The sequence below is a fragment of the Micromonospora sp. NPDC007271 genome, assembly GCF_040634005.1.
Taxonomy (GTDB): domain Bacteria; phylum Actinomycetota; class Actinomycetes; order Mycobacteriales; family Micromonosporaceae; genus Micromonospora.
This window is the reverse complement of the sequence record NZ_JBEYER010000153.1, coordinates 1-11,512: the sequence shown is the minus strand read 5'-3', so window position 1 is coordinate 11,512 and position 11,512 is coordinate 1. Positions and strand designations below refer to the sequence as shown.

The following is an 11,512-nucleotide window of genomic DNA, read 5'->3' as shown; positions in this document are numbered from 1 at the left end:
ACTGGAACAGCTGACCACCAGCAGAACACGAACACGCTGGCCGGCGCCCCTGAACGCGGGGTGCCGGCCAGCGGCGTCTCCGGATCCTTGCGGCGTGGGCCCGGTCAGGGAGCACGGTGGAGTGGCCGGCGGCAGTGGTAGACCAGGGCCGGCGGGAGGTTGGTCCAGACGGTCCTACCCACGGTCACCTCGTCGAAGGCACCAGCCAGCAGCCGGTGGAAACGTCGCGCCGGACGGGTCGGCAGCGCGTGCCGGTACGCGAAGGTGGTGAAGACGCCGCCTGCGCCGAGCGCCCCGACCACCGCGTCGAGGATGACCTGCTGGCGTCGGGCCGGGAAGGCGGCCCAGGGCAGCCCGCTGACGACCACGTCGGCCGACGCGGCCCGGCGCTCCGCCAGCAGTTCCCGGAGGGTGGCGGCGTCGGCGTGGACCACCTCGACGGTGGGGTGCCGGCGGGCCAGGTCGGTGGCGAACGCCGGGTTGAGCTCGACGGCCAGGTGGTGACCGCGGCCGGCCAGCCGACGCTGGATCGCCCGGGTGAATGCCCCGGTCCCGGGACCGAGCTCGACCACCAGGGGATGTCCCGCCCGCGGCACCGCCGCCGTGATGTCCCGGGACAGTGCCGGCCCGCTGGGCAGCACCGCGCCGGTGGTGAGCGGGTGCCGGACGAACTGGGTGAGGAAGGCGGGCGCATCGCTGATCATGTCGATCGACGCTAGGTGCCGGATGCTGCGCCGGCCCTCGTGCCGGCGGTCCGCGTACCGGCCACCTGGAGGAGGCGCGGTGGCCGATGGGAGGGCCGGCGGGAGCGGCGTTTCTCCGTAGGGTTGGCCAGGTGACGGGTGGGCGACGCGGCTGGTGGCGGGAGCTGCTGCTTGGGCTGGTCACGGCCGGGCTGGGCCTGGCCGGCACCTGGATGACCCGGCCGGGGGTGGCCCGCGAGGAGTGGGCGGGAGTCTTCGCGGTCCTCGCCGGGCTCGCCCTGGTGGCCGTACGGCGGTGGCCCTGGCCGGTGCTGCTCGCGGAGTCGGCGCTGATGGTCGTCGCCGGTGCGGTGACGTTGGCCGGCACGGGCACCCCCCAGCTCGCCGGGGCGGTCGCGCTGGGCTACGTCGCGTATTGGTGTGGCCGGTCCGCGACAGCGGCGGCGTACGCCCTCTTCCTCGGGGCGACGCTGGGCGACGCCCTGCGCCGGGGGGCCGCGGATGTCCTCACCGGCGGCGCCGGGGTGATCCGCCTGGTCATGCTGGCCGGGATCGTCGCCGCGCCGGTGGCGTTCGGCCGGTACCTGCGCGGGGTGCGGCACGCCGCCGCGGCGGCCGAGGAGCGCGCCCGGGAGGTGGAGGAGCGCCGGGCGGCGGAGACCCGGGCGGCCCGGCTCGCCGAGCGGGCGGCCATCGCTCGGGACCTGCACGACATCGTGGCCCACCACATCGCCGCGATCGCCCTACGCGCCGGCACGGCCCGGTACGCCGTGCAGCACACCGGCCGGGCCGGCGAGGCGGTGTCCGCCCTGGGCGAGCTGCGCGACACTGCCGGGCAGGTACTGGACGAGCTGCGCGAGTTGCTGGAGGTGCTCCGGGATCCGGAGGCGGTCGAGCCGGCCGACCCGCAGGTGGAGCCGGGGCAGGTGATCCGGGACGCCGCCCGGCGGGTCCGCGAGGCGGGCGTGGCGGTCCAGTCGACCGTGCCGTCCGCTCTGGCCGGGGTGCCGCTGGTGGTGGGCACGACCGCCGCCCGGGTGGTGCAGGAGGCGCTGACCAACACCCTCAAGCACGCCGGACCTGGGGCGGTCGCCTCGGTCGACGTTCGGGTGGTCGACGGTGCGTTGCTCCTGGAGGTGCTGGACAGCGGTCCGGCCCCGCCTCAGCCCGCCGAGCCGGACCGCAGCCGGCCGGGGCGCCCCGCGCTGCCCGCGTCCGGCTACGGGTTGAACGGGATGCGGGAGCGGGTCGGCCTGCTCGGTGGCACGCTCACCGCGACGGCCACGGATGGCGGCGGCTGGCGGGTGCGGGCCCGGCTGCCGATCAGGGAGAACTCATGATCAGGGTGCTCGTGGTCGACGACCAGACCCTCGTCCGGGCCGGGGTGGGCCTGCTGCTGCGGACGGCCGGTGGCTTCGAGGTGGTGGGCGAGGCGGGGAACGGCCACGACGCGGTGCGCCTCGCCGAACGGCTACGGCCGGACGTGATCCTCATGGACCTGCGGATGCCCCGGATGGACGGCATCGAGGCGACCCGGCGAATCCTGGATCAGCAGCCGTCCGCTCGGGTGCTGGTGCTGACCACCTTCGCCGACGACGTCGACGTGTACGGCGCGCTCGGCGCCGGCGCGATCGGCTACCTGATGAAGGACGGCGAACCGGAGGAGCTGGTGGACGCGGTACGCCGGGCGGCGCGGGGGGAGGCCCTGCTGGCGCCGCCGGTGCTGGCCCGCGTACTGCGCCGGGCGCTGGCCGCGCACGACCGGGAACGGCAGCCGCGCCCGGAGGGGCGCGCGGCGGGCCTGCGGCTGCTCAGCGCCCGGGAGCGGGAGGTGCTGGGCCTGGTCGGCGCCGGGCTGTCGAATGCGGAGATCGGCGGGCGGCTGCACCTGGGAGTGACCACCGTCAAGACGCACGTGTCGGCCGCGATGGAGAAGCTGGAGCTGCGCAACCGGGTGCAGGCGGCGGTGCTGGCGCACCGGTTGGGCCTGGTCGACGACGACTTCAACCCGGTGCCGAGTGCGGGGGAGCCCTAGGGGCGTGACCGGCCACCGGGAGGACCCGGACCGGCCGACGGAAGGACGGCGCATCCGCCCCGGCGCGCCACGCTGGTTGACGTGACCCTCCTGGACCCCCTGCTGGACCGGCTCGACACCTTGTCGCCGGCTTACGTGCTGCTGGCGGCCGGGGCCGTGCTCGCCGCCGAGGTGGGCCTGCTGATCGGCCTGGTGCTACCGGCCGCCACCACCATGTTGGCCGTCGGCCTGCTGGCCCGGGCCGGCCGCCTCGATCTGGGCGTCGCGCTCGTCGTCACCACGCTTGCGGCGTTCGCCGGGGACCAGCTCGGCTACCTGGAGGGGCGACTGCTCGGGCCCCGGCTGAGGGGTGGCCGGCTGGGGCGCTGGGTGGGGGAGCGCCGCTGGCGGCGGGCCGAGGCGTTGGTCGCTGCCCGCGGCGGGCCGGCGGTGCTGCTCGGCCGCTGGACCGCGTTCGTCCGTACCCTGGTGCCCCGGGTGGCTGGGGCGGTGGGGCTGCCGTACCGGCGGTTCGTGCTCTTCGACGCGCTGGCGGTGGCGGTCTGGGTGCCGGGGACCGTGCTGGTCGGTTGGGCGGCCGGCGCGGTGCCGACCGCGCTGCCGGCCGCCGCGGGGGTGCTGGTCGTCGCGGCGGTGACCGCCGCGGTCGGCGGCCACCGGCTCCGGGTACGCGGGGCCGGGCGGGCCTGTCCCGGGCTGGTGCGGGGACGCCGCCGGCTGACCGGCCGGCGGGGTGGCTCAATCACTCCGGCCCGGCGACCAGTTCGACCTCGTAGCCCTGGCCGTCCGCGAGGTAGGCGGCGTAGGTGCCGGGGCCGCCGGCGTGCGGATGGCGGTCCGGGAAGAGGAGTTCCCACCCGTGTTCGGGGGCGGCCGCGACCAGCCGGTCCACCGCGGCCGGTGGGCCGGCATGGAAGGCCAGGTGGTTGAGGCCCGGCGCGAGCCGGTCGTGGGCTCGGCCACTCAGCGCCGGGGACTCCTCCAGGACCAGGTAGGTGTGGCCGAGCCGCCAGGAGCGGCCGGCCGGCCACTCCTGGTACGGCGTCCAGCCCAGCTCGCCGAGAAGCCAGCCCCAGCTGTGTCTGGCGGCGGCGAGGTCGGGTACCCAGACCTCCACGTGGTGGAGCGTTCCGGCGGTCAGCGCTTCCCGCCCGGCACCCATAGCACATCTCCGTCCGGATTTGCCGTTCTTGCCAGAATAAAGAGCAGATCGGAGAGCCGGTTGAGATACTTTGCCGGGAGAGTGCTGGTCCGGTCCGGGTCGTGTGCGATCAGGGCCCACGCCGCGCGTTCGGCGCGCCGGGCGGTCGTCCGTGCCACGTGCAGCAGCGCCGCGCCCGCGGTGCCGCCGGGGAGGATGAAGGAGTCGAGCTTGCTCAGGCGCCCGTTGTACGCGTCGCACCAGCCCTCGAGGCGCTCCACGTACTCCTCGGTGACCCGCAGCGGCGGGTACGCCGGGTCCGGCTCGACCGGCGTCGCCAGGTCCGCGCCGACGTCGAACATGTCGTTCTGGATCGACTCCAGCACCGCCCGCAGGTCGTCGTCGAGCTGCCCTAGGGCGAGCGCGACCCCGATCGCCGCATTGCACTCGTCGACGTCCGCGTACGCGGCGATCCGCGGATCGGTCTTCGGCACCTGCTCGTTGTTGCTCAGCCTGGTCATGCCGGCGTCGCCGGTCTTGGTGTAGATGCGCGTGAGGTGGACGGCCATGACGCACAGCGTACGGATACCGGATCTGACGATCCCGGCCCGGCCGACGCAGACCGGCCGGACGCCGGGCGTCGGGCCGGGCGACGCGGGCGACCCGGCGGTCAGCGACGTCGACGTCATCCGGGTGCACGGTGAGGCCCGGCTGACGGGCACGGTGCACGTCGTCGGTGCGAAGAACTCCGCGCTCAAGCTGATGGCCGCCGCGCTGCTCGCCCCGGGGCGCAGCCTGGTCACCAACGTCCCGCGGATCACCGACATCGCCATCATGGGCGAGGTGCTGCGCCGGCTCGGCTGCGGCGTGCGCTTCGCCGCCGACGATCCGGTCGACCCGATGGCGGCCCGGGGCGGACCGGAGCGCTCCCGGTCGGTGGTCATCGACGTACCCGAGCAGCCCGGCGCGGAGGCCGACTACGACCTGGTCCGCCGGCTGCGCGCGTCGATCTGCGTGCTCGGCCCGCTGCTGGCCCGCCGGGGCTACGTGCGAGTGGCGCACCCGGGCGGGGACGCCATCGGCTCGCGCGGCCTGGACATGCACATTGCCGGGCTGACCCGGATGGGCGCGGACATCTCCGGCGAACACGGCTTCGTGATCGCCGAGGCCCCGGATGGCCTGCACGGCGCGGACATCGTGCTGGACTTTCCGAGCGTCGGCGCCACGGAGAACCTGGTGATGGCGGCGGTGCTGGCCCGGGGCGCCACGACGATCGACAACGCCGCCCGGGAGCCGGAGATCGTCGACATCTGCACGATGCTGAACCGGATGGGTGCCCGGATCGAGGGGGCCGGCAGCGCCACCCTGCACATCGTCGGGGTGCCCGAGCTGCACCCGGTGCGCCACGCCACCGTGGGGGACCGGATCGTCGCCGGGACCTGGGCGTTCGCCGCCGCGATGACCCGCGGGGACGTCACCGTGACCGGCATCGACCCGGCGTTCCTGGAGGTCGCGCTGGACAAGCTGGTCGCGGCCGGCGGCCTGGTGGAGACCCGCGGCGACGCCTTCCGGGTACGCGTGGACGAGCGCCCTGCCGCCGTCGACGTGGTGACCCTGCCGTACCCGGGCTTCGCCACCGACCTGCTGCCGATGGCGATCGGGCTGGCCGCGGTGAGCGACGGGGCGTCGCTGATCACCGAGAACATCTTCGACGGCCGGTTCATGTTCGCCAACGAGATGATGCGGCTCGGCGCGGACATCAAGACCGACGGCCATCACGCCCTGGTCTGCGGTAGCGAGCGGCTCTCCGGCGCGCCGGTCCGCGCCACCGACATCCGGGCCGGTGCCGGCCTGATCATCGCCGGGCTCTGCGCGGACGGGGTCACCGAGGTCTCCCACGTGCACCACGTCGACCGCGGCTACCCGGACTTCGTCGCCGACCTGCGGGCGCTCGGCGTGGAGGTGGAACGCGGCACCGCCCCCGAGGAGCCGGACCTCGCCATCTGAGGGCCCCCGGGGCTCGCCCGGCTCTCGAGACAGCCCTTAGCGCTCGTTCAGGCTCGCCGACTAGGGTGCTGGCAGACACTCAATCAGGCGAGGGAGAAGCAGATGGCGGGTCGACTCGCGGTCGTCGGTGCCGGGCTGATGGGCTCGGGCATCGCCCAGGTGGCGGCGCAGGCGGGCTGGCAGGTGACGCTGCGGGACCTGGACGACGCGGCCACCGAGCGGGGCGTCGACGGCATCCGGAAGTCGCTGGAGAAGTTCGCCGAGAAGGGGAAGATCGAGGCGTCCGAGGTCGAGGCGACCCTGGGCCGCATCACCCCGACCACGGACCTGGAGGCGGCGGCCGACGCGGACATCGTGGTCGAGGCGGTCTTCGAGAAGATCGAGATCAAGCACGAGGTGTTCCGCGCGCTGGACAAGATCTGCAAGGCTGACGCGGTGCTGGCCACCAACACCTCGGCCATCCCGGTCACCCAGATCGCCACCGCCACCGAGCGTCCCGAGTCGGTCGTCGGCACCCACTTCTTCTCGCCGGTGCCGATGATGAAGCTCTGCGAGCTGGTCCGCGGCTACAAGACCAGCGACGAGACGCTGGCCGCCGCGAAGGCGTTCGCCGAGGGAGTCGGCAAGACGGTCGTCGTGGTCAACCGGGACATCGCCGGCTTCGTCACCACCCGGCTGATCTGCGCGCTGGCCATGGAGGCGGTCAAGCTGGTCGAGTCCGGCGTGATCTCGGCCGAGGACCTGGACACCGCGTGCAAGCTGGGCTTCGGTCACGCCATGGGTCCGCTGGCCACCGTCGACCTGACCGGCGTGGACGTGCTGCTCAACGCCACGAAGAACATCTACACCGACACCGCCGACGAGAAGTTCTTCCCGCCGGAGCTGCTCCAGCGCATGGCGACCGCCGGTGACCTGGGCCGCAAGACCGGCCAGGGCTTCTACGCGTACTGAGTTGGGCGGGACCCCCTGCTACGCACCAGGCGTTAACAGGGGGCCCCTTCCTTTCGCGCTCAGCCGTCGCGCTTGGTGGTCCAGCGGAAGGTGGTCAGGCAGAGGACCAGGCCGATCACGCACCAGAGCGCGAGCACCAGGGCGACCCGACCCAGCTCGAACGAGCCGCCCGGCTCCTGCGCGCCGAAACTGTCCGGCAGGAAGACCGAGCGCAGCCCCTGGCACATCCACTTGAGCGGGAAGAGCGCCGCGACCTGCTGCATCCAGCTCGGCAGGCTGGTGAAGACGAAGAACACCCCGGAGATGAACTGGAGGACCAGGGCGACCGGGGTGACCACGGCGGAGCCGCTGCGGGCGGTGCGGGCCAGCGAGGAGATGGCGATGCCGCAGAGGGTGCAGGCGGTGACGCCGAGCGCGGCGACCCAGCCGAAGGTGAACCACTTCGCGGCGGTGCCGGGCAGCTTCAGGTCGAACAGCAGCGCCGCGACGAGCAGCAGCAGGGCGGTCTCGGCGACGCCGATCACCACCACCATGATCACCTTGCCGGCGAAGTACACCCATTTCGGCATCGGGGTGCCCCGGTAGCGCTTGAGCACGCCCCGGTCCCGCTCGATCGGAATCCAGATGCCGAGGTTCTGGAAGCTCACCGTCATCAGGCCGGTCGCGATCATGCCGGTGATGAAGTACTGGGTGAACTTCACCCCGCCGCCGATCTCGCCGGTGAAGATCGCGGCGAAGATCAGGATCATGATGATCGGGAAGCCCATCGTGAAGACGACGGACTCCCGGCTGCGCAGGAACTGCGTGATCTCCAACCGGCCCTGCCGGAGCGCGAGCGCGCCCGGGCCGAGCCGCCGGGCCGCGGGGGCGGCGACCGGGGCCGCCGGCTTCGTGGTGGTCGTCATCAGTGTCCGATCATCTTCAGGTAGACGTCTTCGAGGGTCGGCCGGGTCACCGTGAGGCCCGGAATCTCGCCGCCGAAGCGCGCGGCCAGTTCCGTGACCAGCGCCGTCGGCGTCGCGCTCGCCGCGCTCTCCAGCGTCCCGTCCGGGGTACGCCAGGAGACCGTCGCCAGCGCCTCCTGCCGGTTGCCCAGCCGGTTCGGTGGGGCCACCTCGACCACCCGGCCGGCGGCGATCACGCCCACCCGGTCGGCGAGCGCCTCGGCCTCGTCGAGATAGTGCGTGGTCAGCACGATGGTGGTGCCGGCGGCGGACAGGTCCCGGATCAGCTCCCAGAACTCCCGCCGCGCCTCCGGGTCGAACCCGGTGGTCGGTTCGTCGAGGAAGAGCAGCTCGGGACGGCCGATGATGCCCAGCGCCACGTCGAGCCGGCGCTTCTGCCCGCCGGAGAGGGTGTGGGTGCGGGCCTTGGCCTTGGCGCCCAGCCCGACCCGTTCGATCACCTTGTCCGGGTCGTCGGCGGCCGGGTAGAAGCCGGCGAAGTGCCGCACCACCTCGCCCACGGTCAGCTCGTCGAACTCGCCGGTGCCCTGCAGCACCGTGCCGACCCGGGAGCGCCAGGCCGGGTTCGGGTGGGCCGGGTCGGCACCGAGCACCCGCACCTCGCCGGCGTCGCGCTGCCGGTAGCCCTCCAGGATCTCCACGATGGTGGTCTTGCCCGCGCCGTTCGGGCCGAGCAGGGCGAACACCTCGCCCCGGTGGACGTCGAGGTCCACGCCCGCCACCGCGACGTTGTCGCCGTACGCCTTGCGCAGTCCCCGTACGGAGATCGCCAGCTCGTCATCCATGACGTCCAGTGTGCGACCTCGCCGCGGCAGGCGAGGGCCGGGGGTGTGGCGGTCTGCGCCATGTCGCGCCGCTCGTGCCCGGGGATCCCCGCCATGGACGTGTGTGGTTTTCCACAGCTCGTTTTACTGAACGGTAACTTAGACTCCCGTCATGGACGAGAAGGCTCCTGCGGGGCGGTTGCCGGAACGCGACCGACCCTGGGTGATGCGCACCTACGCCGGGCACTCCTCCGCCGCGGCCACCAACGCGCTCTTCCGCCGCAACCTGGCGAAGGGGCAGACCGGCCTGTCGGTCGCCTTCGATCTGCCCACCCAGACCGGCTACGACCCGGACCACGAGCTGGCCGCCGGCGAGGTGGGCCGGGTGGGCGTGCCGGTGGCGCACCTCGGCGACATGCGGGCCCTCTTCGACGGCCTCCCGCTGGCCGAGCTGAACACCTCGATGACCATCAACGCGCCGGCGATGTGGCTGCTCGGCCTCTACGCCACGGCCGCCGCCGAGCAGGGCGCGGAGCTGACCCGCTGCGCCGGCACCACGCAGAACGACATCATCAAGGAGTACCTGTCCCGGGGGACGTACATCTTCCCGCCGGCGGCGTCGCTGCGGCTGACCGCGGACGTCATCGCGTACACGCTGCACGAGATGCCCCGATGGAACCCGGTCAACATCTGCTCGTACCACCTGCAGGAGGCCGGGGCGACGCCGGTGCAGGAGGTCGCCTTCGCGCTCGCCACGGCGGTCGCCGTGCTCGACGCGGTACGCGACTCCGGCCAGGTGCCCGTTGACCGGATGGGCGACGTGGTGCAGCGGATCTCGTTCTTCGTCAACGCCGGGGTGCGGTTCGTCGAGGAGATCGCCAAGATGCGCGCGTTCGGCGTGCTCTGGGACGAGATCACCCGCGACCGGTACGGCGTGGCGGAGGAGAAGCAGCGCCGCTTCCGGTACGGCGTCCAGGTCAACTCGCTCGGCCTCACCGAGGCGCAGCCGGAGAACAACGTCCAGCGCATCGTGCTGGAGATGCTCGGCGTCACCCTCTCCCGGGACGCCCGCGCCCGCGCCGTGCAGCTGCCCGCCTGGAACGAGGCGCTCGGCCTGCCCCGCCCGTGGGACCAGCAGTGGTCGCTGCGGATGCAGCAGGTGCTGGCGTACGAGTCGGACCTGCTGGAGTACCCGGACCTGTTCGAGGGCTCGCACGTGATGAGCGCGCTGGTCGACGACATCGTGGCCGGCGCCCGGGTCGAGCTGGCGAAGGTGCTGGAGATGGGCGGCGTGGTGGCCGCGGTGGAGACCGGCTATCTCAAGAGGGCACTGGTGGCCTCGCTCGCCGACCGTCGGCGTCGGATGGAGGCCGGCACCGACGTGGTGGTGGGCGTCAACCGGTTCATCGAGACCGAGCCGTCGCCGCTGACCGCGGCCGGGGCCGAGGCGATCGAGCAGGTCGACCCGGCCGTCGAGGTGGCGGCCGTTGACGCCGTACGCGAGTGGCGGGCCGGCCGGGACGCGACGGCGGTGGACGCGGCGCTGGCCCGGTTGCGCGCCGACGCCGCGACCACGACGAACCTGATGGTCGCGACCCTGGAGTGCGTACGGGCCGGGGTGACGACCGGCGAGTGGGCCGGTGCCTTGCGCCAGGTCTTCGGCGAGTACCGGGCCCCGACGGGCCTCACGGGGGGTGCCGGGGCCGGCGGTGACGCGGGGCTCGCCGCGGTCCGCGAGCGGGTCGCCGCCACGGCGCGCGAACTGGGCAGCGGCCGGCTCCGGCTGCTGGTCGGCAAGCCCGGCCTGGACGGGCACTCCAACGGCGCCGAGCAGATCGCGGTACGCGCCCGCGACGCCGGCTTCGAGGTGGTCTATCAGGGCATCCGGCTGACCGCGGGGCAGATCGTGGCGGCCGCGGTCGAGGAGGACGTGGACCTGGTCGGCCTGTCGGTGCTCTCCGGCTCGCACCTGGCCGCCGTGCCGGCCGTGCTCGACGGGCTGCGCGTCGCGGGACGGGGCGACCTGCCCGTGGTGGTGGGGGGCATCATCCCGGCCGGTGACGCCGACGCCCTGCGCGCCGGCGGGGTGGCCCGCGTCTTCACCCCGAAGGACTTCGCGCTGACGGGCATCATCGACGAGCTGGTCACCGTGATCCGCGAGGCCAACGGCCTGGGCTGACGCGTCTGCGGTGTCCGGCTGTGGCCGGCGGTGCTCGGTGCGGTGTTCCTGTGTGGCGCGCCGTGCCTGGGTGGTTGTGGTTTGCGGTGTGGCCTGCGGTTCGTGGGTGGTTGCGGTTGGGGTGTGGCCCGCCGCGCCCGGCTCCGGGCGGTCAGGCTTGATCCCTGCGCCGGTCACGGCGGGCCACACCCGCGTCGTGGGCGTTCGCCGTCCGGAGGCGCGGCCCTGCGTGACTTCTGTGCCTTGTATGGCCGTGTGGGCGTTTCCCGGGGTGTGTCCGTGCTGGTCCTGACGGTGATCGACTCGGTGTGCGGGATGTTGCGGTATCCGGGGTGCCGGATACCGCGGTGTGCGCCCCATGGAGTGGATCAGCCGGGGTCCGTGTTCGGCTGTCCGGGCGCGGTGGTGCGTATGTCCCGTTTGTGGGTGTGGCCGGTGGCATCCGCCGGCCCGGAATGGCGGCCGGCCGGGGGTCGTTGAACACCCGTGGACGGCCGAGGAAGGCCCCCGCCGGTGAGCGCGGGGGCGGGCCCGGAATGTTGGCGGGCGGTCGGTCGTTGCACGTGGTCCCGGCGCCGTGGAGAGGCGATCTCCCCGCCCCGCGAGCCGCTGGATCCCCCGAGACTTTCCCCCTTGTTTGGGCGCCTGACGGTGCTTGCGCACGCGTGCCGACCCCCGTCGGTGTGTGCGCCAACCCCCGAATGGAGCTTTGTCATGAACTCGATGCTGCTGCGGAAGACGGTTCTTGGTGTTGCTGGTGTGGCGT

At 73.3% G+C, this 11,512-nt stretch carries 10 protein-coding genes and 1 pseudogene; 6 read left to right on the top strand and 5 right to left on the bottom strand.

The genetic code is table 11. The features are described 5' to 3' along the window. Positions 1-104 precede the first annotated feature (104 nt). Positions 105-704 carry a methyltransferase domain-containing protein gene (locus tag ABZ570_RS32155; RefSeq protein WP_358071654.1) on the bottom strand — a complete coding sequence of 200 codons (600 nt, stop codon included), beginning with the start codon at positions 702-704 and terminating at the stop codon, positions 105-107. A gap of 131 nt (positions 705-835) precedes the next feature. Between ABZ570_RS32155 and ABZ570_RS32150 the strand changes: the two genes are divergently transcribed. From ABZ570_RS32150 to ABZ570_RS32140, 3 genes and pseudogenes are all read left to right on the top strand, one after another. Then, on the top strand, positions 836-2,044 hold the full coding sequence (locus ABZ570_RS32150; RefSeq protein WP_358071652.1) for a histidine kinase: 1,209 nt from the start codon (positions 836-838) through the stop codon (positions 2,042-2,044). Beyond that, entirely contained in the window at positions 2,041-2,739 is a 699-nt protein-coding gene (locus ABZ570_RS32145) for a response regulator transcription factor (RefSeq protein ID WP_358071650.1), read from the top strand. The genes ABZ570_RS32150 and ABZ570_RS32145 overlap by 4 nt, the downstream gene beginning before the upstream one ends. A 213-nt stretch (positions 2,740-2,952) precedes the next feature. Further along, a pseudogene (locus ABZ570_RS32140) lies at positions 2,953-3,252 on the top strand (VTT domain-containing protein); the annotation flags it as partial. A 229-nt stretch (positions 3,253-3,481) separates the two neighbouring features. Here ABZ570_RS32140 and ABZ570_RS32135 read toward each other — a convergent pair. After that, entirely contained in the window at positions 3,482-3,901 is a 420-nt protein-coding gene (locus ABZ570_RS32135; protein WP_358071648.1) for a VOC family protein, read from the bottom strand. Then, positions 3,877-4,449, bottom strand: a complete 573-nt coding sequence (locus ABZ570_RS32130) for a cob(I)yrinic acid a,c-diamide adenosyltransferase (protein ID WP_358071646.1) — start codon at positions 4,447-4,449, stop codon at positions 3,877-3,879. Before ABZ570_RS32130 ends, ABZ570_RS32135 begins: the two co-directional genes overlap by 25 nt. Between ABZ570_RS32130 and murA the strand changes: the two genes are divergently transcribed. Together murA and ABZ570_RS32120 are read left to right on the top strand one after the other, a co-directional pair. After that, positions 4,448-5,887 (top strand): UDP-N-acetylglucosamine 1-carboxyvinyltransferase, encoded by a 1,440-nt coding sequence (murA, locus tag ABZ570_RS32125; protein ID WP_358071644.1) that lies wholly within the window; start codon positions 4,448-4,450, stop codon positions 5,885-5,887. The genes ABZ570_RS32130 and murA overlap by 2 nt on opposite strands. A gap of 102 nt (positions 5,888-5,989) precedes the next feature. After that, on the top strand, positions 5,990-6,838 hold the full coding sequence (locus ABZ570_RS32120; protein ID WP_358071642.1) for a 3-hydroxyacyl-CoA dehydrogenase family protein: 849 nt from the start codon (positions 5,990-5,992) through the stop codon (positions 6,836-6,838). A gap of 59 nt (positions 6,839-6,897) precedes the next feature. Here ABZ570_RS32120 and ABZ570_RS32115 read toward each other — a convergent pair whose 3' ends face one another. Then, a complete protein-coding gene (locus ABZ570_RS32115) occupies positions 6,898-7,743 on the bottom strand; it encodes an ABC transporter permease (protein ID WP_358071640.1) in 846 nt (281 codons plus the stop codon). Continuing rightward, on the bottom strand, positions 7,743-8,588 hold the full coding sequence (locus tag ABZ570_RS32110; protein ID WP_358071638.1) for an ABC transporter ATP-binding protein: 846 nt from the start codon (positions 8,586-8,588) through the stop codon (positions 7,743-7,745). Before ABZ570_RS32110 ends, ABZ570_RS32115 begins: the two co-directional genes overlap by 1 nt. Positions 8,589-8,739: 151 nt before the next feature. On the opposite strand from ABZ570_RS32110, the gene ABZ570_RS32105 reads away from it, so the two are divergent. Further along, on the top strand, positions 8,740-10,746 hold the full coding sequence (locus ABZ570_RS32105) for a protein meaA (RefSeq protein ID WP_358071637.1): 2,007 nt from the start codon (positions 8,740-8,742) through the stop codon (positions 10,744-10,746). Positions 10,747-11,512: the final 766 nt, after the last annotated feature.

What these genes read in the sequence shown, in the direction of transcription:
- ABZ570_RS32155 (WP_358071654.1), bottom strand. Translation starts at nt 704, where the DNA reads ATGATCAGCGATGCGCCCGCCTTCCTCACCCAGTTCGTCCGGCACCCG.
- ABZ570_RS32145 (WP_358071650.1), top strand. Translation starts at nt 2,041, where the DNA reads ATGATCAGGGTGCTCGTGGTCGACGACCAGACCCTCGTCCGGGCCGGG.
- ABZ570_RS32135 (WP_358071648.1), bottom strand. Translation starts at nt 3,901, where the DNA reads ATGGGTGCCGGGCGGGAAGCGCTGACCGCCGGAACGCTCCACCACGTG.
- murA (WP_358071644.1), top strand. Translation starts at nt 4,448, where the DNA reads ATGACGCACAGCGTACGGATACCGGATCTGACGATCCCGGCCCGGCCG.
- ABZ570_RS32130 (WP_358071646.1), bottom strand. Translation starts at nt 4,449, where the DNA reads ATGGCCGTCCACCTCACGCGCATCTACACCAAGACCGGCGACGCCGGC.
- ABZ570_RS32120 (WP_358071642.1), top strand. Translation starts at nt 5,990, where the DNA reads ATGGCGGGTCGACTCGCGGTCGTCGGTGCCGGGCTGATGGGCTCGGGC.
- ABZ570_RS32115 (WP_358071640.1), bottom strand. Translation starts at nt 7,743, where the DNA reads ATGACGACCACCACGAAGCCGGCGGCCCCGGTCGCCGCCCCCGCGGCC.
- ABZ570_RS32110 (WP_358071638.1), bottom strand. Translation starts at nt 8,588, where the DNA reads ATGGATGACGAGCTGGCGATCTCCGTACGGGGACTGCGCAAGGCGTAC.
- ABZ570_RS32105 (WP_358071637.1), top strand. Translation starts at nt 8,740, where the DNA reads ATGGACGAGAAGGCTCCTGCGGGGCGGTTGCCGGAACGCGACCGACCC.